Source organism: Nostoc sp. LPT (genome assembly GCF_017115165.1).
In the GTDB taxonomy this organism is placed as follows: Bacteria; Cyanobacteriota; Cyanobacteriia; order Cyanobacteriales; family Nostocaceae; genus Nostoc.
Genome location: NZ_JABXKF010000031.1, coordinates 64920 through 90754, shown reverse-complemented (window position 1 = coordinate 90754; position 25835 = coordinate 64920). Strand labels below are relative to the sequence as shown.

Below are 25835 nucleotides of genomic sequence, written 5' to 3'. Positions count from 1 at the left end.
CAAAATTAATACCGCCCATCTCATAGAGACAGGCGGTTTTTTTAACGTTGATTTCTCAACAAATGCTAGAAAATTCTAACTTATAGTGTTCGGTTCAAACTAACTCATGTTAAATCGAAGAACCGAGTCCGGCGTAGGCACCATAAAAGAAAATGCCCAAGACTGTAATTATACCTAAACCTGCGATCGTAGCGACGACCCACAGGGGAATTCTCCCACTTCCAGACACAGCTTCTCTCCTCCCTTAACAACAAATCAACACACGTTCAATAAACAAAGATTAACAACAGTACTTCTAATTAGTTAAAGAAGTAACTAGAAAACAGAATACCCAGAACGAAAATCATTAGTAATCCCAGGTATAGCGAAGTCCGGTTTAGTTCAACCGGCTGATTATTGGGATTGGGGGATCTTTCTGCCATAATTGCTCCTAACGATGAATAAATTGCATTGCGGCGATCGCGCCCAAAAAGAATACAGTTGGTACACCTAAGGTGTGTACTGCCAGCCATCTAACGGTAAAAATTGGATAGGTAACTGGTTGATTGATGTTATTTCCGCTAGTCATGATCTCAAACTACTTTCCAATAAATTCTTCAACTTGTTTTTTAGCTTCAAAACGGTTCTTCACAATCGGCACTTCCTGCCGCGCTGGTGTGAAATACTCGTTGGGGCGGGGTGTGCCAAAAGCATCATAAGCCAGCCCGGTGCTGACAAATAGCCAACCAGCAATAAACAATGCTGGGATGGTGATGCTGTGAATTACCCAGTAACGAACGCTGGTAATGATGTCCGAAAACGGACGTTCTCCAGTGGTACCTGACATTTAGATCCCTACCTTATACATAGAGTGTTATTGAGTTTATTATCCTACAAAGTTAAGAAAGAGTTACAAGTTGCAACGTTCTTCTCAGAAATTAGGTATGGGGCATTGGGCATTGGGCATTAGTTATTAATTCATCTTCCTCATCTTCCCCACTCCCTCTACCTATTACTCACTAAGCTGCTTCTGAGGAAGTTGTTTCAGGATTTGGTAGATATTTGAGCAAAACGCCGCGATCGCCAATTATAAATCCCCGCTCTGGCTCTAAGAACACAATCTTGTATAAATTAGCCGCAACTTCTTCTACCTCACGGTCTTTTTCCCAGGTTTTGCCACCGTCGGCACTGCGTAGCAAATTACCGCTACCGCCACCTAACCAAATTTCATTGGGTGTGCGATATGCCAAATCCAGTAAACCCCAACTGGTGGATAATTCTGGATATTGTGCCTTTTGCCACTCGTCAGGTTTAGTTTCGTCACTAAACTGAACTTGACCTCCTCTAGCTAGCAACCACAATTGCCCATTTTCACCAAAGCCCATGTTTTCTACCCGCCGAGAACTATTGCGGTTATGGGGTACCCAAGCATCTTGCCCTGGTTCCCAAGTTGAGTAGAAACTACCCTTAGCCGAAACTGCAACATATTTACCATCAGCAGAACGGTCTAAGTTACGTACCACACCCACTGCTGATTCCACTTGGGCTTTCCAGTTTTTGCCGCCGTCTGTGGTCTTATATATGGCTCCAACATTAGTAGCCATTTCAGCTGTATTGTCTGCTAGCGCTTTAACTGCGATCGGGCTACCTGGTAGCTTTTCGCTCAGGGGAATACGCGACCAAGAAGCACCTTCATCGCTAGTGTGTAGTAACAGTCCAGGCTCTCCGGCAATCCAGCCTTCTTTACCTGCAAAACTTACTGAGTCAAAGCGATACTTTTGCTCATCCAGTTGCAGTATTATTGGTTTCCAGGTATTACCACCGTCATTAGTTTCCAATAGGGTGGCATTGCTACCTACTAAGTAGCCATGCTCAAGGTTATTAGTAAAAGCAATATCCAATAAATTCGAGTCTGTTGGCACAGAAATGACTTTCCAAGGGTTGTAGCTAACAGAGGGAACTTGGCTACAACCTATGCAGATCACGACTACTATTAACAAGGCAAATATTCGTTGCCAACCTTTCACAATTGAATGCATCAGTATTTCTTAGTTATTTCTAAATTTTTGTCGGAGTTGGCAGCCAGGATGCTGGAAAATCCAGGATTTTTCATTTTGAATTTTGTTAACGCAGTGTAAAACCTCTCGTAGAGAGCGTTATTTAGAATTGCTTAAGGGCTGTCATTGTAAGCCGTAGAGACTAATAAAAAACAAGAAACCAAGAGCCAAAGCACCAAAAATTAGGATATTCTTTTGGGTTGGCGTTAGGTTGTTGACACCCAAACCGTAACCGAGATTTTCTTTGAAGCCGGATGCAGTACCCGCAGGGCCGATGTTGGCAAAAGCGGTCTTTTTAGCACTACAAACTGGACAGCGCCAATTCATGGGCAGTTCTGCAAAGGTTGTCCCTGAAGGAATATCATCCTTGTCGTCTCCCTTTTCGGGTTCGTAAACATAACCGCAGGCGCGACACTCGTAGCGGTCTAACACCGTAGTCTCAACAGCTGGTTCGCTCATGGCTAAGGCCTCGCAGAGAAGAAATCTTAAATATACGTTAAAAATTATGACATAATTGTTAGACTTTTCTATCACTAGCAAAAGCGAATCAAATACCTGAAGTGCGTCTGTTTCCCAGATTTCAGAAAAACCAAACAGATATAATGTAAAAGAAAGTTACGCAGTTAAGGGATTGGGTATGGGGCATGGAGAAGAGACAAGGGAGACAAGGAAGAGGGGGGAGACAAGGGAGAGATTTATTCAATAATTTCCCCTTGTCTTGCTCATCTACCTCATTTCCCTCATCTCCCTCATTCCCCTCATCTTCCCACTCCCTACTTAAAATACTCCATAAGCGGTAGATACTCATTGTGTTTGTCCTCAGCGGTTACGAGTACCTTCTAGGCTTCTTCATCATCTGTAGCCTAGTACCTGCCTTAGCGCTCTCAGCTTCCAAGCTTCTACGACCCAGTGGTTACAGCCCAGAACGTCGCACTACTTATGAATCTGGTATGGAACCCATCGGGGGAGCCTGGATTCAGTTCAACATCCGCTACTACATGTTTGCTCTGGTCTTCGTCGTCTTTGATGTGGAGACTGTATTCTTGTATCCTTGGGCGGTAGCTTTTCACCGTTTGGGGCTATTAGCATTTATTGAAGCGCTAGTCTTTATTGCAATTCTTGTAGTCGCTTTAGTTTACGCATGGCGTAAAGGAGCTTTGGAATGGTCTTGAATTCTAACTTAACAACCCAGGGCAAAGAACGAATCATCAACCCCATTGAACGGACTACAATCACTCAAGACCTTTCAGAAAACGTCATTTTGACGACGGTTGACGATCTCTACGACTGGGCGCGGCTTTCTAGTTTGTGGCCGTTGTTATTTGGTACTGCTTGCTGCTTTATTGAGTTTGCAGCTTTAATTGGTTCCCGATTTGACTTTGACCGTTTTGGGCTAATTCCCCGTTCTAGCCCCCGCCAAGCCGATTTAATTATTACGGCAGGGACTATTACGATGAAGATGGCTCCCCAACTGGTGCGTCTTTACGAACAAATGCCAGAGCCGAAGTATGTAATTGCGATGGGAGCTTGCACAATTACTGGCGGGATGTTCAGCGTTGATTCTCCCACAGCAGTGCGCGGAGTCGATAAACTGATTCCTGTGGATGTGTACTTACCTGGTTGTCCTCCCCGTCCAGAAGCAATTATCGACGCAATCATTAAGCTGCGGAAGAAAATCGCCAATGAGTCGATGCAAGAGCGGGGTAAAATTAAGCAAACCCACCGCTACTACAGCACGACTCATAATTTGAAGCCAGTAGAGGAAATCTTAACTGGTAAGTATTTGCAGTCAGCAACTCGCTCTGTGCCACCGAAGGAATTGGCGGAAGCGATCGGTATGCCAATACCACCTGCACTGCTGACAGAAAAGGCGCAAAAGGAGGAACAAACCCGTGCCTGAAGAAGAATCTAAACCAGTACCAGCAGACGAAGAAGAGTCTAAACCAGTACCAGCAGCCAAAGAAGAGTCATTGGTACAAGCGGGTAAAGTTTCCCAGTGGTTAACGGAAAATGGCTTTGACCATGAGTTTTTAGCACCAGATAAGAATGGTGTAGAGATAATTAAGGTGGCGGCAGATTTCTTGCTTCCTACTGCTACAGCCCTTTATGCTTATGGGTTTAATTATCTCCAGTGTCAAGGTGGTATTGACCTTGGCCCAGGACAAGAATTAGTGAGTATGTATCACTTGATTAAAGTGGGTGATAATAGCGATCGCCCCGAAGAAGTCCGAGTGAAAGTGTTCTTACCACGGGAAAATCCCGTAGTGCCTTCTGTATACTGGATTTGGAAGACCGCAGATTGGCAAGAGCGCGAGTCTTACGATATGTTCGGCATTATCTACGAAGGACACCCAAATCTCAAGCGGCTTTTGATGCCGGAAGATTGGGTGGGTTGGCCTTTGCGGAAGGATTACATCTCGCCTGATTTCTACGAGTTGCAAGATGCTTATTAGAGATTGCTGAATAGAGCGTGATGAATCGCGTCTGTACAATTTAGTGCTGAGTTTCGGCAGTGATTAACCCCTTTCCGGTGGCGGAGAGGGGTTATGTTTTTGGTGTTTCATGTCAAGTTGGTTGACAAAATTTGCTGTAATTCATTGACTGTATTTACAGTTTTAATTGCCTGTTGAATTGCTTTTAATTTCTGGAAATCTGTAATTTGAGAGATTATCGGCATCAATTCTAAACCTTGATTGCCAAACTTAATTTCTAATGCCAATTCAATCCCTGAATATAATTCCTCCTTTCTTCCTCGCAGTTCTCCGCGTTCTTCCCCTTTGCTAAAAATTTCTTGATACCAAGGCGACTGCTCTAAAAGTGCCATATCCCACCTCAGAATTTGTTGAACTATTGCACTATCTAATACAAAGGTAGCAAAAAATCCTAATACTGTTTCTAGTTGATTCAATTGTTCATCTGCACGTAATATTCGCAATGCATCTCGAATTGTAGACTCGTTATCACCTCCTTTGAGAATGGGTACAAATGGAAGTAGTGATGGTAATGGTTGTGCAAAGGCAATGTTTACATCAACTTCCCACAGATTAATGACACGGTAATCTTGAATAGCACGTAAACCAGCTATATTTAATGCATAACTTGTCGGTATTTCAGCATCACTTGCCTTGAGGATATTAATTAGTACTGGATACGTTGGCAAATTATATTTTTCTTCTGCAAGTGCTGCATAAGCACGCATCCTGCGGGGCATTTCTGGTTTATAGCGTAGTTGTAATTCGTTAAGAACGAGAAATTTTCCATACTGGGGGCTTTCAACACGGATTAAAACATCACTTTCTCGACTTATCCACTGAAATTCTGAGTTGAGAATTTCGCCAGCAACAATATCAGGGATTTGCGTTACCCATTTTACCCAGTTATCAGGTGCAAGGCTGATTAAGCGTTTGGTGCTGACATCGGCGGGTTTGATCATGGGTTGTAAACGCACTGAAAGTTATCAAATAATTGTACTTAAGACTGGATTACAGATATTTAGATTTTTGATTGGACTACTTAGAGAAAGCGATCGCACCTAATCTGAGATAATTTGAGTGCGATGTCTAAGATGCTCAGTGAAATTTCTTAGTAATCGGAATCGCTCTCTCTACCGTTGTATCTATAATGTGGGAAGATTTAATGTAAATATTTAAAGTAATATGTCAGAAACACCCCAAGACGATCGCATTTGGATTGTGACGGATGATACCCCTCAAATATCGATTCCTGATGGTGCTAAAGGCGGCAGTACGAATACACGCGGTTGGGGAGACGAAGCTATCAGGGAAAGCACTGGTAGCAAAGGGGTAGGAGATGCCGTTCAAGTTAGCCCTCAAAAATTAGAGCAAAATATGACTCACTTTCTCAAAGTAGTCGGAAGTTTGTTTAGTCAAGCTGAACAGCAAGCAAAAATCAACTCCAGGATGCAGCTAGATGAAATTGAGCTGTCGGTGGAAATTAGTGCCGAAGGAGAAGTTAAATTAATTGGCAGTGGTGTCAAAGCTGGGAGCAAAGGAGCGATTAAGCTGAAGTTCAAGCGTCAAGAATCACAGTGAGATGGCAAAAAATTGGGCGATCGCGATCGGAATTAACCAGTATGATTCTCTGCAACCGCTAAACTATGCCAAGCGGGATGCACAGTTGATGCAAGAGTTTCTGGGCAATGAAGCCGGATTTGAGCAGATTTTCTTCTTCTCCGATGACTCCCCTGATGTTGGCGGTAAATCGACTTGTCCCAACCGTGCTAACTTACGGGAAGTGTTGCTGGAGTTATTTAACAAACCCTTCATGGGTGCAGGTGATAATTTTTGGTTTTTCTTCAGTGGTCATGGAATACGCCATGCTGAACGTGATTATCTCATGCCTAGTGATGGCAAGCTAGGAGATATTGAAACAGCGATTCCTATTAACTTTGTGACTGAACGTTTGCGTCGCTGTGGTGCTGATAATGTTGTCCTAATTCTGGACGCTTGTCGCAATGAAGGCGAAAAAACAGGTGAAGGAATTGGGCGAGAAACCGCAGAAAAAGCACGTCAACAAGGAGTTATCAGCATATTTTCCTGTAGCCCACAGGAGTATTCTTATGAAATTAATGCTTTAGAAAAAGGTGCTTTTACTACTGCACTACTAGAAGGATTAGGAATTGAAGGTAAATGCGCCACCGTTGAACGCTTAGATCAATATCTTAAGTTTCGTGTACCTGAACTGGTTCGCCAGTATAAGAATACAGAGCAAACGCCTTATGTGATTGCTGAACCTGTGAATAAATATCACCTAATACTTATGCCACGATATGCAACTCTACCGGATATCACCACCTTAAAAAATCATGCTTACCAAGCAGAAGTAAATAGGGATTTAAATTTAGCAGAGCAATTATGGATTCGGTATTTAGCTGCGCCTTCAGGGCAAGATATCATCGAGGCGGTGGGAAGTTTACAAAGAATTGACCGGTTGCGAAATAATTCTGCAAATCCTGATTTACCTCAGCAAACAATTCCACAAGCATCTAAGTCAGTTACAAATACACCTATAAGTAAACCTCCTCAAATTCCATCTTCTAAGCCATCCCCGATTAATAATACTCAGGCTTCTGGTGCGGGACAATTTTCAACATTTACAACTCCAACATCTTCAACACCTTCTTCGCCATCAAACCTAATATTACCTAACTCAGGAGAAAGCAGCACCTCCCACACGACTGAAGCAATTAGCCTAAAAAGCTTTCAATTTGAAGTTGTCACGGTGGATGCAAAGGGAAACATCACCAACCGTAGCAATCGTGAAGCGAAATATTTCATTGAAAACTTAGGAAATGGTATCACCCTGGAAATGGTGCAGATACGAGGGGGAACCTTTATGATGGGTTCGCCGGAAGGAGAAGCAGGGAGAGATAAAGATGAAAGTCCACAGCATCAGGTAAAAGTGCCTGGGTTCTTCATGGGGAAATATGCAGTTACCCAGGCACAGTATCAAGCAATTATGAGCAGTAATCCTTCTAACTTCAAAGGTGAGAAACGACCTATAGAACAAGTTACTTGGGATGAGGCGGTAGAGTTTTGTAAAAAGTTGAGTCAGAAGACAGGAAAAACCTATAGGCTACCCAGTGAAGCTGAATGGGAATATGCTTGTCGTGCAGGAACAACTACACCGTTTTATTTTGGTGAAACGATAACCACAGATTTAGTTAACTACAACGGTAACTATCCTTATGCTTCTGCACCAAAGGGCGAATATCGTAAACAAACAATAGATGTAGGAAAATTTCCGCCTAACTCTTTCGATTTATACGATATGCATGGTAATGTATGGGAATGGTGTGAAGATGTGTATAATAATTACATAGACGCGCCAAAAGATGGTAGTGCGTGGCTGACTGGTAAAAAGAATGACGAAAAGGTGGTGCGTGGCGGTAGTTGGATCGACGGTGCCAGGGGTTGCCGTTCTGCCAATCGCGATGAGTACGCGCGCGCGAATCGTGACAGCAATATTGGTTTTCGCGTGGTGGCGGTGGCTGTGGGATGAGGATTCCTTGCTCTTTACACTCTTCCCCTTTTGCCCTCTGCACTTTTTTTTCTTTTCCCTTCTTTTTGCCTCGCCGCCACAGGCGGATCAAAAAAATTTTTTCTAAAATTGGTGTATTGATATCAAAACTATTATACATTACATTTAATCAAATTTCTCACTTAGTTTGAGAATTTGAGCATGGGGCAGGTCGATTTTAGCTGCTGGGTGGCGGTAGTTGGATCAACAATGCCAGGAATTGCCGTTCTGCCAATCGCAATAGGAACGCGCGCGCGAATCGTAATAACAATGTTGGTTTTCGCGTGGTGGCGGTGGCTGTGGCGTGATTACTCCCCAAAGTCAGAGTTGATAAGTGGGGATTTATCGAGCGTACATCAGCGAGTCCAGACCTGAACCAGCGAGGAAGGCGACAACCTCCGAAAATCAAATCGAGTAGGATAGCTTGGTAGGTTGCAAAACCGAACAGTTGTTCGACTCAATTAATTCTGCGACATTTAAAAGAAACTTCTAAAATCTAGTACAACATGGCGCAAATAAACATACCCCTTCGGGTGACGCTCGCAGGCTCGCTAACGCTGCGCTAACAGCAGTTCCTCATGGGGGGAACCCCCAAGACCGGACTGCCTCACCATTTCAAATGGCGCAAGAGCTTGGAATACAATTCTTTTGACTTTTGACTTCCGCCTTGCGGTACTAGCTCATTTTTAATTGTTCTAATTTTTGTTTAATCAAAATTTCAACTTCTTCAATCTCAGCATTTGATTTTGGGATGTCAAAAGTCTCTGGAGACGCTTCAGATGTAAAGCGGTCAACAAAAGCACGAAACGCTGCTTTGTTGTCGGCGTGAGCAATGACAAAGGCTCTTAACTCGGTTTTGCTCATGCTGCTAAAGTCTGGCTCAATCACAAGAACCTCCAATCCCCAACTATAACCAAGTTTAGTTCGGGTGCATTCAATGTACGATCGCAATAACAGATAAACTATTAATCATTCTAAAGATAATGGGATTACAGATTGAGATATCTGACTCTATTTTGCAAGCTCTTCGTTTACCAGAGCAGCGTATTGAACAAGAACTACGTCGAGAATTGGCGATCGCTCTGTACACACAAGAAATTCTCCCTTTTGGTAAAGCACGAGAACTTGCTGAGATGGATAAATATGAATTCGGACAATTGCTTGCTCGTCGTCAAGTAGTGCGGCATTATGGTTTTGAAGAATTAGATGATGACTTGGCTTATGCCCGTGGTGAGTAATACTTCACCGATTCTAAATTTGGCAATTATTGATCGTCTTATCCTTTTGCACCAGCAATTTGATGAGATTCTGATTCCAATTGCTGTACTAAATGAGTTGAAAATTAGTGAACAGCGACCTGGTTCTCAAGCAATTCGTGAGGCGATTTCAGCCGGATGGATTCAAAGTCGAGAGGTGACTAATGAACCACTTGTACAACTCTTAAAGCAAACATTGGACAAAGGAGAATCTGAAGCGATCGCTCTTGCGGTTGAACTTAAGGCAGATTTGACACTTCTGGATGAACGCGAAGGCAGAAAAGTTGCTAAATCTCTGGGATTAAAAGTAACAGGAATTTTGGGGGTTTTGCTACGTGCAAAACAATCGGGTGAACTGGAATCGTTGCAGCCTGTGATTGATGAATTGATAAGTAAAGCGGGGTTTCGGATTGCACCAGAGTTATTGGTACAAATTCTAACACAGTAGAATAAAAAAATTGTAGCAGCGACAAGCTAGTACGCCACGGCGTAAATAGAGCAACCATTTAAAATCCCTAAAGAGCTTATTCCATAATACTTTTGACTTTTGACTTTTGACTTTCGCCTTGCGGTACTAGGACGTTTTCCTATGCATCCTAGTGAGGAATGCGATCGCCATCAAACATCACGACCAAATCTGTCACAATATTACTCTAATAACCAGCCAAAAACAGACGCCACGCTCAGATTTAACTCATTAGCAAAAGATGGAACAGGAAGTTTTTGCTGTGGTTCATCAAATACTTGTGGTTGCTGCTTGGAAAGATAAACAAACACTGTTTGCTCATTTGGGTCAATTAACCAACCCATTTGAGTGCCAAAATTGAGGCAACGCAAAATATTTTTGGTGACTTTTGTTTGACTTTGGTCAGGTGAGAGAATCTTAATTGTCCAGTCAGGAGCTATTAAAAAGGTATTAGCAACCTCGCCTTTTTCGTCGCGGGGAATTCTACCCCAAGTAAACACAGACACATCTGGAATTATTGAGCGTCCATCAAATGTGCAACGTAATTCTGAAAATGCTCGTGCAATCTGTTGAGGTTTAAGAATTACATTGACAGTAGTAGAAAACTCGGTTTGAATTGTGCTGTGCTTACCCTGTGGCTTTGGTTTCTGGATGATTCGCCCATCAATATATTCGCTAGCAGGTTCTGTTTCTGGTAGCTTGAGAAACTCATCTAAAGTTATCGATTTAGATGGGGTTTGTAGCATTAGGGCTTTATTGTAAAAAAGAGTTTGATTAGCTTTATATTAATTTTAATGGTGCGTTGTCACAAAGGTCAACGCACCCTTATCTAAAGAAGCAGCGAGTCCAAACAATTACTTCACTGATATCACTGTTTGGTTTACTACTGGGCGTGGTTTCTTGCGGTCTGACCTGCGTGTTCCACCAGCCATCTCATACTCATCACTATTTTTGCCATAGCGAGATGCAACATTTAACAGCATTTGCTCAGAATAAGTATTCAACTCTCGTTCTGTTTCTATTAATGCATTGTGTGTCTTATCTACTATTGTTTGTGCTTGATTATAAGCGGCTAGCTTTTCTCGTAATTCAATTACTTTAGTGTTGTAAGTAGCAATTGAAAACCCATTACTAAAGTCTAACTCAGGGTTAATTGTCTGCATTCCTTCAATGCGTCGTTCAGCTTTGGTCAGTGCGATGGAGTTTCGTTTCCGTTGCGTCATATAGTTTTCCTGTTTGGATTAATTTATAAATAACCCCGATCTTACACACTGAGTTATTTATATATCATCAAAATACGCAATAAGCAGATGCACCAGCCACAGTGAAGTTACAGAATTATAAAAGCATTGGATGGCATTAGCCAACTAGATAGATGCAGGTATATTTGCTGAAATTCGTTGAGAAAAGCAAGTTTACAAGTCGCAAAAGCTGGTTTTGAAGTTGCAAAAGCAAGTTTACAAGTCGCAAAAGCTGGTTTTGAAGTTGCAAAAGCTAGTTTTAAAGTCGCAAAAGCTGGTTTTGAAGTTGCAAAAGCTGGTTTTGAAGTCGCAAAAGCTAGTTTTGAAGTCGCAAAAGCTGGTTTGATGAAAGTTGTTCAAACTTTCAAACCTAACCCCCAGCCCCTTCCCTGCAAGGGAAGGGGAGCAAGAATCAAAGTTTCTCGACCTTTCGGGGCTACGGTGTACACACAGTCGAATTACCCCCCTTAATCCCCCCGATGGATTGGGGGGAAACAAGAAATCCAGTTCCCTCCCAATAATATTGATGATTTAGTTGATTCCCAAGAACTTGGAAAGGGGAGAAACAAGAAATCCAGTTCCCTCCCCAATACATACGGGGAGGGTTAGGGTGGGGTAAAACAGCACGGCGTAAATAAAGCAACTATTTCAAATCGTTCAAAAGCCTGTCTTCTAAGCTTTTTGACTTTTGACTTTTGAATGCATGACTTCCGTCTTGTGGTAGTAAGTATATTTGCAAAAGTGAAATACCCGCCTAGTAAACCAATAGTAACAACAGCTACCATCGCATCGGCTAGAGGGAGATGAGACGAAGCACACTAAAAATTTATTTTTATAACTGAAAATTTTATTTTATTTATGTGTTAAGTAGCTTTTAGGATGTTATCTGTATAATCTATCATTCAGTTTAAATTATCGAATGTATAATCTATCATTCAGTCTTATTAATTATTGACCTCTGTTACTTATTGATAGGTTGAAATTTGGGGATTAGGGCATCTCTTTTTAAGACATAACATACTACTCACTTAGTAGTTATTTATTAACGGAATTTGAGAAGTTATGTAGGCATACTCTATCCTAGACATTACCTTAACTTGTGCTTTAAAAATCATGAGCCATTATATGAATAGTTAGCATGTTTACAGCACTATCCAATGTCTCAAGACTTATTAAACTCCTTTCAAGAAGCATACAGCAATCTCGAACTGTTTCCGTTGATGGAACGGAACGAAATGGAAAGATTTCGAGTCGAATATGGTGATGATTTGATTGCAGACCTGAACCAATTAGTAGAGGATAGTCCTAATGGAGATGGCAAAATTGTCTTTACAGGACATCGAGGATGTGGTAAGTCTACTTTGTTAGCTGAATTTAGCCGACAAATTCAAGATAAATATTTTGTAGTTCTCTTTTCTATTGCTGACAAAATTGAAATGTCGGCTGTTAATCATATTAATATACTGTTTGCGATCGCAGTTAATTTAATGACCGAGGCAGAAGCACGCAAAGTTGATATTCCGCAATCTACTAAAGAAGCTCTTTATAAGTGGTTCGCTACCCGCACTCGCACTGAAGAATTAAATTTACAAGCAGAAGCTAGTATCGGTTTTGACCTTTTAAAATTGATTAGCTCTAAATTAAAAGCTGATGCTAGCGTTCGGGATGAAATTAAGCAAGAGTTTGAACGCAAGTTATCAGATTTAGTTGCCAGAATTAATGAAATTGCTGCTCTAATTCAAGCTGCAACTAAACAAAACGTTTTAGTAATTATTGATGATTTAGATAAACTTGACTTAGGCAGAGTTAACGAAATTTATCGAGATAATATTAAAGCTCTCTGTCAACCTAACTTTCAAATTATTTACACTATCCCGATCGCAGTTCTTCGAGAAACATTTATTAGCACAATAATTGCCACTGAAACCAACGATCAAGTTGTGGCAATGCCTGTATTAAAAATATTTGATAAAGGTAAAAATCGCTTCCCTAACGCTGAACCTCGCCCGGAAGCAACAAACATTCTCGGTGAAGTTTTAGAAAAGCGGATTCCCAGTGAATTAATCGTAGCAGAAACGGCTGAAAAAATTGTGATTTACAGTGGTGGCGTATTGCGAGAGTTAATTCGGATTTCTAAGGAATGTTGCCGCATCTGTTTGCGAATGATCCGGCGAAATCCCACAGCCGAAGTTATCATTGATGATAAAATTCTCCTTCAAGCAATCAATAAAATCCGCAATGATTTTTCTATACGTTTAGGAAAAGCTGATACAGATATTTTGCAGAGTGTTTATGAACAGTTTATGCCCAATGACCCCAAACAAGCAGAATTTTTGGATTTGCTACATGGGCTGTATGTTCTAGAATATCGCACTGATGAAACTTGGTACGATGTTCATCCAATTATTATCGAAAGCTTGAGAAGGCAGGGAGCAATTAATGTTAAGTGAACAATTATTTGATGATGAAGGAGAAAATCAAGATGCGTATGATGATTTAATTGTTTCTATTGAAGCTCAAAAGCGGGGATTAAATTTACTGATTGCAGTTTGCGATGATGCTAGCTTTCGCGATCAGATTATTGCTCAATATGAAGCCGAACTACAATCCGCCTTCGGTGCATATCGAGTAACTTTAGCACGTCAGGAACCAAGCCTAAAAGCTGCCCTTAATCAACTTGTACAACAAGAAGAATATCTTCGTCAGCAGAATCCGGCAATAATCACTGTGACGGGTGCTGAACAATTGTATTTTCTCAGGTTGGGAAATGAGCAATCGGAACAAGAGAAATTTTTTGGTTACTTACAGTGGACAAGGGAAGGATTGCGCGAATTTCCATTTGCGATCGTGCTTTGGGTAACTAACCAAATTTTAGTCAACCTAATTAAAAAAGCTCCTGATTTTTGGAGTTGGCGCAACGGTGTATTTCGGTTTGAATCTCAAAAGACAAATGCTATTCCTGGTGAAGAATTAGAACCTATACGCTTTGTTTTTCGAGATACAGAATTAGCCAGCACAGATACTAATGAAACTAATCACTTTTTCTTACCCATTCAAGATTTACAAAGGTTAATTGAGAAGGTAGAACAAGAACGGGGAACTAAAGACCCCACCTTGGCTACGTTATACTCAAGATTGGGCGATATTTACCACAGCAGATTAAATCGGGGTGAATCTCAAAATTATCAAGAAGAACAAGAATTAGCAATTAAATATTGGCGTCAGGCGAGTGAGCTACAAAATGAATTAGGTTTGCAGATAGATTTAGCTACTAGCCTCAACAATTTGGCAGGAATATATCGTGCAACGGGACACTACAGCGAAGCTGAACCTTTATATAAACAAGCTTTAGAACTAAGCAAACGCCTGTTAGGAGAAAATCATCCTGCTTTTGCCACTAGCCTGAATAATTTGGCAGGACTCTACAAATCTACTGGACAATATAGTAAAGCAGAACTTCTATATCAAGAAGCTTTAGAACTGAGGAAGCGTCTATTGGGAGAACACCATGCCGATGTTGCTGCCAGTCTGAACAATTTGGCATTACTATATGATGAACAAGGACGTTATGACGAAGCAGAACCTTTATATTTGCAATCATTAGAACTTGAAAAACGTCTGCTGGGTGAAAATCATCTTTCTTTTGCTCTGATACTGAATAATTTAGCCCTACTTTATTATCATCAAGGACGTTACACTGAAGCTGAACCGTTATCGCAACAAGCAATAGAACTAGATAAGCGATTTTTGGGAGAAGAAAATCCAGATGTTGCAACAGATTTGCACAATTTAGGTTTAATATACCGCGCTCAAGGACGTTACAGTGAAGCGGAATCTTTGTTTTTGGAATCATTGGAACTCAAGCAGCGTGTATTACAAAAAGCGCATCCGCTATTAGCAGATACTATCTATGCTTTGGGTTATATGTACAGAGAGCAGGAGCGTTACAATGAAGCGGAACCCTTATGTATAAGAGCTTTAGAACTTGATAAGCACCTATTGGGAGAAAATCATCCCAATGTTGCCGAAAGTCTGAATAATCTGGCAGAAATTTATCGTGCAACTGGACGTTACAGTGAAGCAGAACCGCTTTATTTGCAAGCTTTAGATATTTGCGAACGAGTCAGGGGTGTTGAGCATCTTCGTTGTGTGGCTGTGCGGGAAAATTTAGAAAAACTTAGTGTAGCAATACGGGAGAATTAAAGTCAGAAAATCTCATGCAGAGGCGCACAGGTGCAGAGTAGAAGGATTGAGTTTTAAGACAGTCGCTAGAATCATTTGATTTTTAGTTGGGTAGCGATCGCCTGTTATATCATGTCCGCATAATTAGTTATGATTCCCACAGTCATTGCACCCCACCCCCAACCCCTCCCCGCTTGCGGGGAGGGGAGACAAAGCGCAGCTTTGGCGGGGTGGGGTTCTTGGGGTTTAGTAAGTAATCAAGCGGACATGATATTAAATAGTCATGCAAAATTAAATATATTCAGATAGTGTCTGCTTTCACATTTGCCTGTTCCGCGCAGTCTGTAGCAACTTCTGCTTTCACGTTTGCGTGTTTGGTATAGTCTTTAGCAGCTTCCGCAATGCTCTAAATTACTTAAATTTTAGGTTTTTTAATAGAAATCAACAATTTTAGAGACGTTGCAATGCAACGTCTCTACATCTCTGACTTTTCACGGCATCTGGAAAACCTCTCTCTAAATCTCTCTCCTAAAAGGAGAGAGACTTTGAATTTTCCCCCTTCCCGCGTCGGGAAGGGGGTTAGGGGGTTAGGTTTTTGGTGGACTTTTCTACATAACGTGAAAAGTCAGCTCTACATCTGGGTTATTGGATGAGAATTTGACGGATTAAAATGCTCATAACCTCATCTGGGTTATCGGTTGGTTGCAGTGGACTCCAGTCGCCAACACTGGCGTAGCCAATTACCTGTAAATAGTGGATTGTGCTAGTAACGGCTTTGGCAGAACCAATGAGTAGATGCTTTATCCGTTCTTTCTTGGGAAATGAACTCTCAGGCGATTGATTGCGGATGGGTGGACTGGAATCGTCGCCACGCAGATATTGTTCTAATTTTGACTGGGCGGAATTTTTCAATTGTGCCATTATTGTATTCATACTCCGATTTTGGGGTTTAGATAAGGGCGATCGCACACTTCTTTGCGGGATGAGGCGATCGCCTTTATCGATCTTGGGGTTTAGATAAGAGCGATGGCTGTCTTCTTTGCGGAATTTGGCAATCGCTTTTATCATATTTTTATTGTAATGTATAAAATTATACTTGTCAATCATTATTTGCAGAGTTTTTATTAATAATTCTCAAGTTTTAACGGTAATAAATTATGCATAATTTGAGTTAAATTAATTATTTCTGTGGTGTTAAATATCAGAAATTTGTTAATTGTTTAGTTTTTATTTGAGTAGCGATCGCTTCTTACCCAAGCTAAGTTTGCACTATATAATCACGTTATGGGAAATCCGAACGCCAGCCATTAGAGTTTAAGAATAAACGCGATGTCTGAGTACAAGCCGCTCTGCGTCTACGCTGCTTTATTTGGAAGAGGGCAATTATACTCACTCTTATCAACAGACTTTCGTCTACAAATCTAAAATGGCAGAAGACTCGAAAGACCAAAACGCACACTTGACGCTAGAAGGGTTTTGGAAAATTCTAGATTCAAAGCTTGTCAGTTTAGGAACACCTGCGGCTTTGATTGCGGTTGCAGTTGATTTTGCACGCAAGTCTCAATGGAAAGAAGCTGGACTTTGCGTGGTAGGAGCGTTTGCTCTGTGGCTACTGATTCAGGTTGCTAATAAGCTGGCTCCACGCATCGATAAATTGCTGGACTGGATGTTAAATAATGTTGAAAGAATATCTTTGGATTTGTATGCAAAGCTAACTTCTGACTTTGAAGGCAAATACTACGAACGACTAAAGTTTGATTGTCGGGAATATGAAATTCGGGGAATTAATCGGGGAACCTTGCGACTGGAAAATCTTTTTGTTCCTTTGAAAATGGCACAGACATCTGCTCAAAAGGTTTCTCATAATATTATTCAGTATCGGCAGGCATTCGATCCGCTCAAACAGCAAGAAATTGGAAACATTCTTGTATTGATGACGGGGGATATCAAGCAACGTTTGGTGATTTTGGGTGCGCCTGGTTCGGGAAAATCAACACTTCTCAGACATATCACTTTGTTATATGCTACACGCAAACAACGCCGATTACATCGAAAAATTCCGAAGCTAATTCCCATTTTGCTGCAACTGCGAAATGTCTACCAAGATATTATCCAAGAACCACAGCCACCTCTAGCATTAGTGATTGAAAATGCCGTTAAGAAACTGCAATCTAGCCAACCTCTAGAACCACGTCAAGGTTGGTTTGCCAAACGGCTACGTCAAAATAAATGTTTGGTTATGCTTGATGGTTTAGATGAAATTGCTGATGATACTCAACGACAACAGGTAAGCCAATGGGTGAGTCAACAAATCAATGAATACCCTAATACTCCTTTTATTTTGACTTCACGCCCAGAGGGTTATAAAAAAGCACCACTGCAAGGTAATTTCCTGGAATTAGAAGTACAGCCATTTACTCGTGAACAACGCAATAAATTTATTCAAGACTGGTATAAGTTCCGCAAAAAAGAGGGAAATAACAACAAAGAAGACTTGGGAGTTCGAGATAGTGCCATTAAATCAGCAAAAAATCTGATTGCTCAAATTGATACATCACCGTCTCTAAAAATGATGGCAAAGAATCCCCTATTACTAAATATGATTGCCATCACTCATGGTAGTGAAGTTACTCTGTCTACAAAACGAGTAGATTTATACAAAGATATTTGTCGGGTATTGTTAGAAGGGCGACAACGAGCCAAAGGATTGTCTACATCTTCTACATCCCTTTCAGCCGATCAAAAACAAGTCGTTTTAAAGTCCCTAGCGCTAGAGTTAATGCAAAAAAATACCCAGGCATTTACTTTAGATGAAACTTCTACTTATGAAAAGACATTTAAAGAAGCTAAATCACTGATTCAAGAAAAGTTAGACAGATTTCCTAATCAAACCCTTTCACCAGAAGACTTTATCAAAAAAGACGATTTGGGTGTGCGGGAGTTACTGACTGAGAGAGAACAAGAGGGAATATATGAGTTTGCTCACAAAACTTTTCAAGAATATTTAGCTGCTGTGGAAATTGAGAAAACAAAGCAAGAAAATATATTGTTAGAAGCATTAGCTGACGATAAAAAATTTGTTTGGTGGAGAGAAACAATTCGCTTTTATGTGGCGCAAACTGATGCAACTCACTTAATTCAAGTTGCTCTGAATCATCCAACAATACCAGTGCTAACCCTTGTCTACCAATGTTGGCAAGGCAAAGAAGCCCAACAAATAGAGCGAGAAGTTCAACAGCAATTAAGAGCTAAATTAGAGCAAGGATTAGAGTCCGATAAGCTGGATGAATTTACTTTGGCGGCTGAGGTGAAGCTAGCTTACCGCCTCAGTCAACTGAATCAGGACTTGCAGACTTTAGACAGCTATTCTGAACAAGAAAGCCAAGCTTATGATAGCAGTTACATAACTTGTGCAGAATATCAACTGTTTTTAAATGAAACAAGTTCCCCTCGTATTCTTGCAAATAAAAAACGAGCTAGCGAACCTGTAATTAATATTAGTTTTTGGGATGCTAATCGTTTTTGTGCTTGGCTGAGTTTAAGAAGTCGCAAACAGTTGGGCGAACCAGGAATCTGCTACAGAAAAATCATACAAACAGACCGACAACAGCATCCCTGCGAGGAAGATAAAGAGTACGCTGATAAACAAGGAATTCGACTGGTTCGGTTTCAAGTACCTACTCTTTATGGACAACTAGCCTACTACTTAGCAGCAGGTATGTGGGAAGAGGCTGATAAAGAAACCGATAGACTTATGCTTCAGGTAGCAGGGCGAGAAAAACAAGGCTATTTAGACTTGGGTGACATTCGGCAATTTCCTTGTGAAGACTTGAGAACTATTGACCAACTCTGGGTACAGTACAGCAATGGACACTTTGGTTTTAGCGTTCAAAAAGAAATTTATCTGAGTGTCGGTGGAATACTAGAAGGAAATCAAGCAAATTCGCCTTTTAACAAGCTTCTGTTTCTCCCTCCTGTTAGATGGATTTATGCTCGTTTCGGTGGTAGAGTGATGGATAATAATACAAAAAATTACGAAGCCTATATACGATTTAGCGATCGCGTGGGATGGAAAGTGGGTCAAACATTTTGGCAACAAGTAAAGTTTGATATAAGTGCCTCCAAGGGACACTTACCCCAAAAATACGACTTTGTACCAACTAGAAGTAAATGGTGGTACCTGTACCTTATATTCTCTCGCGTCCAGACTTGTAAACTGTAACATATAACGCTTTCAGAAGTTTGTAAACATTTATCAAAGCTCACTTTTCCACGCATTAATCAATATTTCATCGATTCGATACCTGGCACTGTGGGCTGATAGCAGTTCGCCTGAATAAATTTTTCTGCTACCTCATGCACCTCCGTTATCAGTTACCAGTTACCAGTTATCAGTTATCAGAAATTCTAGTTTTCTTGAGGATTGAGAAAAGGATTTTTGATATCTCTTCGGCATTTTCATAGATACTGTTAAATGCTTTGTCATCAATATAACCTGTGTCTTTTAAAAGAGATAACCAATATTTAGTTTCAAGACATTCTTTGTAAGCAATAGAAATTTTCGCAGAAAATTTTGCTGGTGATATAGCTCCATTTGCTTCCGCAATATTAGCTCCAATGGATGTTCCACTTCTAATTAATTGTTTTGATAAAATAAATTCTTTTTTCTCTTGAGTCAAATATTTATAAGCATTTACAATCCTGATAGCAAACTTATACGCCTTCTCATATACCAAACTGTTCATAGCTTATTGATAACTGATAACTGATAACTGATAACTGTTCACTGTACTGTGGTATCGCTTCTCCCAAAAATGCCCTGTTCGGTTCAACATTCGGTTAAAGCACATAGCAGTGTACCAGTTAAGCCAGTGCATGATTTTGGGTAATTCCTCTGGCTGCTTGGGTTCCAGCAAGTAATGTACATGATTGCTCATAATGCACACTGCATAGAGTTTAAATCCATACTTTTCCTGTGCTTTTTTGATGGCATAAAGGAAAACTTCACGGCATTCCAACCGCGTAAGACGAAATTCTCGATTATTGCAACGGGTGGTGATGTGGTAGCACAAACCTGGTTGAAAGTTACGACAAGGGCGAGACATAAAAAGATTGTAGAAAATTGCTAAGAGGATGTTTGAAAAGTGTCGTAAAACTCGCCGCAGCAATGCAGAATAATGGAGAGTGCGATGTCTTGTCTACGACACGCTGCGCGAACGACAACCCCTTCGGGGAACGCACTGCATAGAGCAAAAATCTAATTTTGGCTTAAACTAAACGCTAAAATATCATAAAAATGGAATATTTCATTTTGAGACTCTAATCTAGAGATAGCAAAATGGCTAAATATGTTTTCCATCAACAGGTAAAAAAAGCATTAATCAAAGATGGGTGGATAATTACTCACGACCCGTTTACAATTCGTATTAGTGAAGCAATTAAGCTACAAATAGATTTAGCGGCTGAAAATGCCATTGCCGCAGAACGTAATACAGAGAAAATTGCTGTTGAAATTAAGAGTTTTATTGCAGATTCAGATATCAGTGAATTTCATACTGCACTCGGACAATATTTGAATTACTGCCAAGCTATTGAAGAGAAAGAAGCAGACAGAGTGCTTTATTTAGCCGTTCCGAGCGAAACATATCAAGACTTTTTCCAACTTTCTTTTGTCCAACGCACCCTTCATCGTTACAAAGTTAAGTTGATCGTTTACGACCCAAAACGTGAGGAAATTCGGCTATGGATAAAATAGAACGCTATCGACAATTTATCAAACAAATTTTGAGTGAACATCAACAAATCACATCTAATACCGATACTGTCAAATCACAATTAATTTTAGACAGCGAAAACGACCATTATCAACTAGCTTACGTTGGCTGGCAAGGAGATAAGCGGGTGTTTGGCCCGGTTATGCATTTTGATATTCAAAATGGGAAAATATGGATACAGTATAACGGTACAGAAGAGTCTGTTGCTAAACGATTAGTTGAGTTAGGTGTACCTCCTTGTGATATTGTTATTGGGTTCCATTCTCCTTTTAAGCGCCAGTTTACTTCTTATGCTGTCGAGTGAAGGTAAATGGATAGAAAAGCGATCGCTCTAAATCCCCAACTTTTTAAACAAGTCGGGGATTGGTAGGAAGCTTGCTCAATTGTCCTTCAAATCTCCTAGTGAACTCCAACGAAACCGGCTTGCTCAATTGCTTTTTGCCCTTGATCGGTTGATAAAAGATTGGCATAAGCATTTCCAATCTGCTGTTGGCGACCTTTATTCTGCTTAATAATCACAGATAAATTAGCAATCATCGGATAGCTGCCATTTTTGATCGCCTGAGTATTTAGCTGGTTGCGCTGACGCGGACACTGTTCAGGCGAAACCATCGGTTCACGGTAGGGGGTAATTAATTGATCAGAAGTCCGACCCAATGGCAAAGCCTTCACACTACATTGAAAGACTACCGAACGGGCAGAAGCGTAATACACACCACCAGGGGTTTTACTGAGTTGGCGCACTGCATCTGTAGCAGAGTAGACATACTGTACATTAGAGCCAAGTGCTTGCCCCTTTGAGTCGCTGTTACTTGGGAATATTACTGTATCTGCGTCCTCTGGTCGTTGGGAAAAAGCTGTAATGGGTAGATTTGGCCCACCGACTTGATTCCAATTAGTAATTTTCCCCAAATAAATTTGCTGCAATTGGTCAACAGTTAAACCCGATACATTGAGTGATGGGTTGACTACCACTGCTATCCCATCTTTACCCACCTGACGTTCCTCAAGGGTGAAGCCTCGCTCTTTTGCCATAGCTTTTTCTTCATCCGTGAGAGGACGGGAGGATTGAGCAAAGTCTATTTTCCCATCAAGCAACATCCGAATGCCAGAGCTAGAACCAGGGCTACCATTAACAGGGTTTACGTAGCGTAATTGTAGTTCCGGGCGATCGCTCTGGATCTGAGAATCTACCAATCGCCGGATAGATGCCCAAGCTGTACTACCTCCATAATTGAATGAGGCAGTGGGAACATCAGCAACTGTCTGAAAAGTTGATTCTTTTTTATTAGAGACATTATTAGAGACGTTCTTGACATTTCGAGCAGAGGAAGAGTTAACGCTGTTGGGGGTCGACAATATACTTGGCTTCAAGAACCACCAAAGTAATCCGCCAATAACTATAATTGTCAAAACTTTACCAATAATCAAACCTCTGAGAAAGAGGGCGATTTCGCTGTTAATTAAAGCTTTTCTTTGATTTGTATTGTCCATATTTTTAAATATTGTTTCATTGTATTTATCTTACAGGAATATCTAAGTATTTATCCTACAGTAATCTTGAAATATTTAGATTAAAAATAAATCTGTAATAGCTGGTTAATAGGCAGTTTTATGATTGTTGCTAGATGATTAACTCTTTCTCATTGAGATGAAATTTGCTCTTTGGTAGTTTCTGCAATGGTGCAATTGCTTTGACAGATTCTTCTGTTTGATATTGATTTAGCTAGTAGACTATTTGTATTAATTAACGGTAACTCCACAAATCTTTCTAGAAAACTCTTTAATGGAGTAGGTTGGTTTGGAAGCGATGACCCTGTATTAATAAAGGTGTAGATTAAAACTATTACTATCAAACTAGTGGTTGCACCAAGACCGATACCCAGCAGCAAAATAAAGTTTCTATAAGTTAGCAAATAGGTATCATCAGCCTTGTAGTTGATGTCAGCAGATTGTGAAGACTCTGACAACGCTACATCATTAAGGGCTTGCAAAGCTTCTGTAGCAGACTGATAACGCTGGCTGTAGCGATCGCGAACCATTGTATCTAAAATATTTGCCAGAGCATCACTCACCTGTGCCTTGTCGCGCCAGATTACTTCTCCAGTACTGGGATCTTCTGGTAGTTGCTCAGGTATTAAACCTGTTAAAGCTTGAATGCCAATCATCCCTACAGCATAAATATCGCTGCAAAGTTTTGGCTTTCCCTTAGCCTGTTCGCTTGGCATATAGCCAGGAGTTCCAACAGCAATTGTTAAGCCTGCTCCCAAAGCACCAATTTTCTTAATACTCCCAAAATCAATTAGCACAATCTTCCGATCGGAGTACCGCCGCATTAAGTTTTGAGGTTTTATATCTCGGTGAATAATATCGTGTTCATGGACGAAAGCCAGTACTTCTAGGATGTCTTTTAATAAATTTAAAACTGTATTCTCGTTAAGAGACTGACCTGGGACAATTTCTTGAGTCAAGGCATGACCGTCAATAAATTCCTGGACTAAATAAAAATCCCCATCTTCATTAAAATGGGCAAACAGTCTCGGAATTTGATCGTGATCGTTGCCTAGCTGGTATAAAACTTCCGCTTCCCGATCAAATAGCTTTTTAGCAATGGGTAGAACAGCAGGGCTGGAATCTTTCGGATGGAAATGTTTGACCACACAATGGGGTTGTCCTGGTAAATCCAAGTCAATGGCCAAGTAGGTATCACCAGAACCTCCACTTCCTAAGTGTTTGATAATCTCAAAGCGATTCCGAAGTGTTTTTCTATTGAAAGAGTATCGATTTCTGTTACGTATAGCACCCCCTAATAAGTAAGTATTATCAGAGTCTCCACTTCCCATCACTTTGACAGTTTCAAAGCGACTTCGGAGTGTTTTTCTGACTAGAGGGTTCTGGCTCATGTGGCGTGTACTACTTCTTAATTTACTGACCATTCAGAGCTTGGGTGAGGTTATGAATAACTGCTTGCTGGTAGATTTACTGATATTTGCGGCAGTTAGCCATCGGGCGACCTATGCTTTACAAGAGTTGGATGCTTAGTTGCTTGATTGCTTTATTTAATACCTTTATAGGTATCTTAATACAAAATTAATTCATGAAATACTTTTGTAATTTTATCACTTAAGTAAATTTAACACTAGTCTACAGTATTTAAACTGTGGGCAGAAAAGAATATTCAGGAATCAGGATATTTACTTATTTATTTTAACTGTTAAGTCTGATTACTGACAAAACATTGAACAGTAAAATTTAAAGGCAAAAGGCACAAATACCCTGACAGTGTTCGCCACAATTTTTTTTACCAGATTTGAGCCATTATTAACCGCGATCGGGTTGTCAGCTCAATGTGAGTTCGACGAAAAAATTAAAAAAGAGCAGATAAGTTTTTGAGTAGATACCGAGTAATGGTTTTTGAGGTAAATTAGGTGTAACTTTTCAATCACTCACACATTTTCCGATCTCGATCTACTTATAATTATGGCAAATCTGTAATGCGTATTTGCTTCCATGAAATACCACAATTAATATCTGATACCAATTGTTAAAAAAGAATCCATCTTTACCCTACCCTTAGCAAGACGAGAGTGCAGGTTGGGTTATCTGTCGTAAACATTTTTTGAATTGGTACAATCTACTTAAATGAGAAAGCAAAATGGCGAATTACAATGGTTGCAATCTCTCGAATAACTTTAAGTTTCCACTTTTATGAGTAGAAGAAATATTAGGACTGCATTTCCTTAAATTAAATCCGCATAGAGTTGCGAACTTTTTTTATTTATTGGTTTACTTAGTCCTTAAGATATCAATTTACAGTATATTAACTGCTTATTCAATACTTTCTCCAAAACATCCTACTTTTCCGACCTTTCCCACCTTTTACTTTACTTGCATATATATCACTTGCAACAACTCAGTTGCATCTAGCAAAAGTAATAGGGAGAAAAATCTAAGCTTGTTTTTATATATTTTTTATTTAACTTTTTGAGGCAACCGATAAATATACATTATCCATAACCCTTGTAGAGAGGTAGCACTGCTACGTCTCTACAATCTTTTTCACTGATATTTTTATTCTGTTAATTAAAAAAGCCCCCACTAAGGGGGCTTATTAAGTTGTTCGCGTGGATTAAACAACTAGTTAATTAATACTCACAGTAGATACAGTAATCCGAACAAAATAATCCAAATCACGTCAACGAAGTGCCAGTAGATTTCGGCTGCTTCAATACCAAAGTGCTTTTCGTTACTGTAGTGACCCGGAACGCGCGATCGCCACAACACAGCAACAATTGCCAAAACGCCGATAGTAACGTGCAATCCGTGGAAACCAGTCAAAACGTAAAATGCACTAGCAAATAAATTGGTAGTTAAACCAAATTCTAAATGGGTATATTCATATACTTGACCCACCAAGAAAATAGCACCCATTGCAGCAGTGATTGCTAACCAGATTTGCGCACCCCGCGCATCGTTCTTTTTGATAGCAGTATCGGCATTGTGCATGACAAAACTACTAGAAATTAGATTGATGGTGTTGACTCCAGGTAACAATAGTTCTAATTCTGGAGTACCTGCTGGCGGCCACACAGGTAAGGTAGCACGGAAAGCCAAGTAGGCTCCGAACAGTCCCATAAAAATCATCCCTTCAGCAATCAGGAAGACAATTAGCCCAAACAGGCGATGGTCTGGATGTTCTTCATGATGACCGACGGAGGCTTGTGCCGCGTGATGATGATTTAGTTCGGTTTTAGCTGGGTCAATAGTTTGACTTTGCATGAATTTTGATAAGTGGGGAATGAGGAGTTAAAAGTTAGGAGTTAAAAGTTAGGAGTTAAAAA

The 25835-nt window shown here is 40.4% G+C and carries 30 protein-coding genes; 14 read left to right on the top strand and 16 right to left on the bottom strand.

What is annotated here, in order from left to right:
* Positions 1 to 109 precede the first annotated feature (109 nt).
* The 6 genes from HWQ58_RS06705 to HWQ58_RS06680 form a co-directional block, all read right to left on the bottom strand.
* Positions 110 to 229 carry a photosystem II reaction center protein J gene (locus tag HWQ58_RS06705; RefSeq protein ID WP_012411803.1) on the bottom strand — a complete coding sequence of 40 codons (120 nt, stop codon included), beginning with the start codon at positions 227 to 229 and terminating at the stop codon, positions 110 to 112.
* Positions 230 to 299: 70 nt separating this feature from the next.
* The gene (locus tag HWQ58_RS06700) at positions 300 to 422 is read right to left on the bottom strand and encodes a photosystem II reaction center protein L (protein WP_104908255.1); all 123 of its coding nucleotides are present in this window, start codon (positions 420 to 422) and stop codon (positions 300 to 302) included.
* An 8-nt stretch (positions 423 to 430) separates the two neighbouring features.
* Entirely contained in the window at positions 431 to 568 is a 138-nt protein-coding gene (gene psbF, locus HWQ58_RS06695) for a cytochrome b559 subunit beta (protein WP_012411801.1), read from the bottom strand.
* Between the two features lie 9 nt (positions 569 to 577).
* Complete coding sequence (gene psbE / locus HWQ58_RS06690) at positions 578 to 826, bottom strand: cytochrome b559 subunit alpha (protein ID WP_094348030.1); 249 nt, start codon at positions 824 to 826, stop codon at positions 578 to 580.
* A gap of 172 nt (positions 827 to 998) precedes the next feature.
* Entirely contained in the window at positions 999 to 2018 is a 1020-nt protein-coding gene (locus tag HWQ58_RS06685) for a photosynthesis system II assembly factor Ycf48 (RefSeq protein WP_292859404.1), read from the bottom strand.
* A gap of 141 nt (positions 2019 to 2159) precedes the next feature.
* Positions 2160 to 2495 (bottom strand): rubredoxin, encoded by a 336-nt coding sequence (locus tag HWQ58_RS06680; RefSeq protein ID WP_292859401.1) that lies wholly within the window; start codon positions 2493 to 2495, stop codon positions 2160 to 2162.
* Positions 2496 to 2845: 350 nt separating this feature from the next.
* Between HWQ58_RS06680 and ndhC the strand changes: the two genes are divergently transcribed.
* The 3 genes from ndhC to HWQ58_RS06665 are packed head-to-tail and all read left to right on the top strand — an operon-like array spanning position 2846 to position 4489.
* Complete coding sequence (ndhC, locus tag HWQ58_RS06675; RefSeq protein WP_094333328.1) at positions 2846 to 3208, top strand: photosynthetic/respiratory NAD(P)H-quinone oxidoreductase subunit C; 363 nt, start codon at positions 2846 to 2848, stop codon at positions 3206 to 3208.
* The gene (gene ndhK, locus HWQ58_RS06670) at positions 3199 to 3936 is read left to right on the top strand and encodes a photosynthetic/respiratory NAD(P)H-quinone oxidoreductase subunit K (protein ID WP_292859398.1); all 738 of its coding nucleotides are present in this window, start codon (positions 3199 to 3201) and stop codon (positions 3934 to 3936) included. The genes ndhC and ndhK overlap by 10 nt, the downstream gene beginning before the upstream one ends.
* Positions 3929 to 4489 (top strand): NAD(P)H-quinone oxidoreductase subunit J, encoded by a 561-nt coding sequence (locus HWQ58_RS06665; protein ID WP_292859395.1) that lies wholly within the window; start codon positions 3929 to 3931, stop codon positions 4487 to 4489. Before ndhK ends, HWQ58_RS06665 begins: the two co-directional genes overlap by 8 nt.
* Before the next feature lie 107 nt (positions 4490 to 4596).
* On the opposite strand, the gene HWQ58_RS06660 is transcribed toward HWQ58_RS06665, so the two are convergent.
* Entirely contained in the window at positions 4597 to 5469 is an 873-nt protein-coding gene (locus tag HWQ58_RS06660; protein WP_292859451.1) for an Rpn family recombination-promoting nuclease/putative transposase, read from the bottom strand.
* Between the two features lie 223 nt (positions 5470 to 5692).
* On the opposite strand from HWQ58_RS06660, the gene HWQ58_RS06655 reads away from it, so the two are divergent.
* Both HWQ58_RS06655 and HWQ58_RS06650 read left to right on the top strand, forming a co-directional pair.
* Positions 5693 to 6088, top strand: a complete 396-nt coding sequence (locus tag HWQ58_RS06655; protein WP_292859392.1) for a hypothetical protein — start codon at positions 5693 to 5695, stop codon at positions 6086 to 6088.
* Between the two features lies 1 nt (position 6089).
* On the top strand, positions 6090 to 8057 hold the full coding sequence (locus HWQ58_RS06650; RefSeq protein ID WP_292859389.1) for an SUMF1/EgtB/PvdO family nonheme iron enzyme: 1968 nt from the start codon (positions 6090 to 6092) through the stop codon (positions 8055 to 8057).
* A 693-nt stretch (positions 8058 to 8750) separates the two neighbouring features.
* Here the strand turns inward: HWQ58_RS06650 and HWQ58_RS06645 are convergent.
* The gene (locus HWQ58_RS06645; protein WP_292859386.1) at positions 8751 to 8963 is read right to left on the bottom strand and encodes a hypothetical protein; all 213 of its coding nucleotides are present in this window, start codon (positions 8961 to 8963) and stop codon (positions 8751 to 8753) included.
* Between the two features lie 95 nt (positions 8964 to 9058).
* Here HWQ58_RS06645 and HWQ58_RS06640 point away from each other — a divergent pair, with 95 nt between their 5' ends.
* Together HWQ58_RS06640 and HWQ58_RS06635 are read left to right on the top strand one after the other, a co-directional pair.
* On the top strand, positions 9059 to 9313 hold the full coding sequence (locus HWQ58_RS06640; RefSeq protein WP_292859383.1) for a UPF0175 family protein: 255 nt from the start codon (positions 9059 to 9061) through the stop codon (positions 9311 to 9313).
* A complete protein-coding gene (locus HWQ58_RS06635) occupies positions 9282 to 9779 on the top strand; it encodes a DUF3368 domain-containing protein (RefSeq protein WP_292859380.1) in 498 nt (165 codons plus the stop codon). Before HWQ58_RS06640 ends, HWQ58_RS06635 begins: the two co-directional genes overlap by 32 nt.
* 200 nt (positions 9780 to 9979) lie before the next feature.
* Here HWQ58_RS06635 and HWQ58_RS06630 read toward each other — a convergent pair whose 3' ends face one another.
* Both HWQ58_RS06630 and HWQ58_RS06625 read right to left on the bottom strand, forming a co-directional pair.
* Positions 9980 to 10543, bottom strand: a complete 564-nt coding sequence (locus tag HWQ58_RS06630) for a Uma2 family endonuclease (RefSeq protein WP_292859377.1) — start codon at positions 10541 to 10543, stop codon at positions 9980 to 9982.
* Between the two features lie 108 nt (positions 10544 to 10651).
* Entirely contained in the window at positions 10652 to 11020 is a 369-nt protein-coding gene (locus tag HWQ58_RS06625) for a hypothetical protein (RefSeq protein WP_292859374.1), read from the bottom strand.
* 177 nt (positions 11021 to 11197) lie between these two features.
* Between HWQ58_RS06625 and HWQ58_RS06620 the strand changes: the two genes are divergently transcribed.
* From HWQ58_RS06620 to HWQ58_RS06610, 3 genes are all read left to right on the top strand, one after another.
* Complete coding sequence (locus HWQ58_RS06620; protein WP_292859372.1) at positions 11198 to 11509, top strand: hypothetical protein; 312 nt, start codon at positions 11198 to 11200, stop codon at positions 11507 to 11509.
* Between the two features lie 686 nt (positions 11510 to 12195).
* Positions 12196 to 13488 (top strand): ATP-binding protein, encoded by a 1293-nt coding sequence (locus tag HWQ58_RS06615; RefSeq protein WP_292859369.1) that lies wholly within the window; start codon positions 12196 to 12198, stop codon positions 13486 to 13488.
* Positions 13478 to 15241 carry a tetratricopeptide repeat protein gene (locus tag HWQ58_RS06610; protein ID WP_292859367.1) on the top strand — a complete coding sequence of 588 codons (1764 nt, stop codon included), beginning with the start codon at positions 13478 to 13480 and terminating at the stop codon, positions 15239 to 15241. The genes HWQ58_RS06615 and HWQ58_RS06610 overlap by 11 nt, the downstream gene beginning before the upstream one ends.
* A gap of 621 nt (positions 15242 to 15862) precedes the next feature.
* On the opposite strand, the gene HWQ58_RS06605 is transcribed toward HWQ58_RS06610, so the two are convergent.
* Positions 15863 to 16141, bottom strand: a complete 279-nt coding sequence (locus HWQ58_RS06605; RefSeq protein ID WP_292859448.1) for a hypothetical protein — start codon at positions 16139 to 16141, stop codon at positions 15863 to 15865.
* A gap of 505 nt (positions 16142 to 16646) precedes the next feature.
* Between HWQ58_RS06605 and HWQ58_RS06600 the strand changes: the two genes are divergently transcribed.
* On the top strand, positions 16647 to 19442 hold the full coding sequence (locus HWQ58_RS06600) for a GUN4 domain-containing protein (RefSeq protein WP_292859364.1): 2796 nt from the start codon (positions 16647 to 16649) through the stop codon (positions 19440 to 19442).
* A 169-nt stretch (positions 19443 to 19611) separates the two neighbouring features.
* On the opposite strand, the gene HWQ58_RS06595 is transcribed toward HWQ58_RS06600, so the two are convergent.
* Positions 19612 to 19965 (bottom strand): four helix bundle protein, encoded by a 354-nt coding sequence (locus HWQ58_RS06595; protein ID WP_292859361.1) that lies wholly within the window; start codon positions 19963 to 19965, stop codon positions 19612 to 19614.
* Positions 19966 to 19968: 3 nt separating this feature from the next.
* Positions 19969 to 20325 carry a transposase gene (locus tag HWQ58_RS06590; protein WP_292859358.1) on the bottom strand — a complete coding sequence of 119 codons (357 nt, stop codon included), beginning with the start codon at positions 20323 to 20325 and terminating at the stop codon, positions 19969 to 19971.
* Positions 20326 to 20558: 233 nt separating this feature from the next.
* On the opposite strand from HWQ58_RS06590, the gene HWQ58_RS06585 reads away from it, so the two are divergent.
* Positions 20559 to 20975, top strand: coding sequence for a XisH family protein (locus HWQ58_RS06585; protein WP_292859356.1), 417 nt, complete (start codon positions 20559 to 20561; stop codon positions 20973 to 20975).
* Positions 20963 to 21298 carry a XisI protein gene (locus tag HWQ58_RS06580; RefSeq protein ID WP_292859353.1) on the top strand — a complete coding sequence of 112 codons (336 nt, stop codon included), beginning with the start codon at positions 20963 to 20965 and terminating at the stop codon, positions 21296 to 21298. The genes HWQ58_RS06585 and HWQ58_RS06580 overlap by 13 nt, the downstream gene beginning before the upstream one ends.
* Positions 21299 to 21393: 95 nt before the next feature.
* Here HWQ58_RS06580 and HWQ58_RS06575 read toward each other — a convergent pair whose 3' ends face one another.
* Both HWQ58_RS06575 and HWQ58_RS06570 read right to left on the bottom strand, forming a co-directional pair.
* Positions 21394 to 22488 (bottom strand): substrate-binding domain-containing protein, encoded by a 1095-nt coding sequence (locus HWQ58_RS06575; protein WP_292859351.1) that lies wholly within the window; start codon positions 22486 to 22488, stop codon positions 21394 to 21396.
* A 149-nt stretch (positions 22489 to 22637) separates the two neighbouring features.
* A complete protein-coding gene (locus HWQ58_RS06570; protein WP_292859348.1) occupies positions 22638 to 23897 on the bottom strand; it encodes a serine/threonine-protein kinase in 1260 nt (419 codons plus the stop codon).
* Here HWQ58_RS06570 and HWQ58_RS06565 point away from each other — a divergent pair.
* Positions 23896 to 24036 carry a hypothetical protein gene (locus HWQ58_RS06565; RefSeq protein ID WP_292859345.1) on the top strand — a complete coding sequence of 47 codons (141 nt, stop codon included), beginning with the start codon at positions 23896 to 23898 and terminating at the stop codon, positions 24034 to 24036. The genes HWQ58_RS06570 and HWQ58_RS06565 overlap by 2 nt on opposite strands.
* Positions 24037 to 25146: 1110 nt before the next feature.
* On the opposite strand, the gene HWQ58_RS06560 is transcribed toward HWQ58_RS06565, so the two are convergent.
* Complete coding sequence (locus HWQ58_RS06560) at positions 25147 to 25773, bottom strand: heme-copper oxidase subunit III (RefSeq protein ID WP_292859342.1); 627 nt, start codon at positions 25771 to 25773, stop codon at positions 25147 to 25149.
* Between the last annotated feature and the right edge of the window lie 62 nt (positions 25774 to 25835).

Bases quoted from the DNA above. Each gene is read 5' to 3' on its own strand.
- HWQ58_RS06625 (WP_292859374.1), bottom strand. From the start codon at position 11,020: ATGACGCAACGGAAACGAAACTCCATCGCACTGACCAAAGCTGAACGA.
- HWQ58_RS06570 (WP_292859348.1), bottom strand. From the start codon at position 23,897: ATGAGCCAGAACCCTCTAGTCAGAAAAACACTCCGAAGTCGCTTTGAA.
- psbE (WP_094348030.1), bottom strand. From the start codon at position 826: ATGTCAGGTACCACTGGAGAACGTCCGTTTTCGGACATCATTACCAGC.
- HWQ58_RS06600 (WP_292859364.1), top strand. From the start codon at position 16,647: ATGGCAGAAGACTCGAAAGACCAAAACGCACACTTGACGCTAGAAGGG.
- HWQ58_RS06685 (WP_292859404.1), bottom strand. From the start codon at position 2,018: ATGCATTCAATTGTGAAAGGTTGGCAACGAATATTTGCCTTGTTAATA.
- HWQ58_RS06605 (WP_292859448.1), bottom strand. From the start codon at position 16,141: ATGGCACAATTGAAAAATTCCGCCCAGTCAAAATTAGAACAATATCTG.
- ndhK (WP_292859398.1), top strand. From the start codon at position 3,199: ATGGTCTTGAATTCTAACTTAACAACCCAGGGCAAAGAACGAATCATC.
- HWQ58_RS06560 (WP_292859342.1), bottom strand. From the start codon at position 25,773: ATGCAAAGTCAAACTATTGACCCAGCTAAAACCGAACTAAATCATCAT.
- HWQ58_RS06655 (WP_292859392.1), top strand. From the start codon at position 5,693: ATGTCAGAAACACCCCAAGACGATCGCATTTGGATTGTGACGGATGAT.
- HWQ58_RS06585 (WP_292859356.1), top strand. From the start codon at position 20,559: ATGGCTAAATATGTTTTCCATCAACAGGTAAAAAAAGCATTAATCAAA.
- HWQ58_RS06700 (WP_104908255.1), bottom strand. From the start codon at position 422: ATGGCAGAAAGATCCCCCAATCCCAATAATCAGCCGGTTGAACTAAAC.
- HWQ58_RS06575 (WP_292859351.1), bottom strand. From the start codon at position 22,488: ATGGACAATACAAATCAAAGAAAAGCTTTAATTAACAGCGAAATCGCC.
- HWQ58_RS06640 (WP_292859383.1), top strand. From the start codon at position 9,059: ATGGGATTACAGATTGAGATATCTGACTCTATTTTGCAAGCTCTTCGT.
- psbF (WP_012411801.1), bottom strand. From the start codon at position 568: ATGACTAGCGGAAATAACATCAATCAACCAGTTACCTATCCAATTTTT.
- HWQ58_RS06635 (WP_292859380.1), top strand. From the start codon at position 9,282: ATGATGACTTGGCTTATGCCCGTGGTGAGTAATACTTCACCGATTCTA.
- HWQ58_RS06580 (WP_292859353.1), top strand. From the start codon at position 20,963: ATGGATAAAATAGAACGCTATCGACAATTTATCAAACAAATTTTGAGT.
- HWQ58_RS06660 (WP_292859451.1), bottom strand. From the start codon at position 5,469: ATGATCAAACCCGCCGATGTCAGCACCAAACGCTTAATCAGCCTTGCA.
- HWQ58_RS06630 (WP_292859377.1), bottom strand. From the start codon at position 10,543: ATGCTACAAACCCCATCTAAATCGATAACTTTAGATGAGTTTCTCAAG.
- HWQ58_RS06680 (WP_292859401.1), bottom strand. From the start codon at position 2,495: ATGAGCGAACCAGCTGTTGAGACTACGGTGTTAGACCGCTACGAGTGT.
- HWQ58_RS06615 (WP_292859369.1), top strand. From the start codon at position 12,196: ATGTCTCAAGACTTATTAAACTCCTTTCAAGAAGCATACAGCAATCTC.
- HWQ58_RS06650 (WP_292859389.1), top strand. From the start codon at position 6,090: ATGGCAAAAAATTGGGCGATCGCGATCGGAATTAACCAGTATGATTCT.
- HWQ58_RS06565 (WP_292859345.1), top strand. From the start codon at position 23,896: ATGTGGCGTGTACTACTTCTTAATTTACTGACCATTCAGAGCTTGGGT.
- HWQ58_RS06610 (WP_292859367.1), top strand. From the start codon at position 13,478: ATGTTAAGTGAACAATTATTTGATGATGAAGGAGAAAATCAAGATGCG.
- HWQ58_RS06595 (WP_292859361.1), bottom strand. From the start codon at position 19,965: ATGAACAGTTTGGTATATGAGAAGGCGTATAAGTTTGCTATCAGGATT.
- HWQ58_RS06590 (WP_292859358.1), bottom strand. From the start codon at position 20,325: ATGTCTCGCCCTTGTCGTAACTTTCAACCAGGTTTGTGCTACCACATC.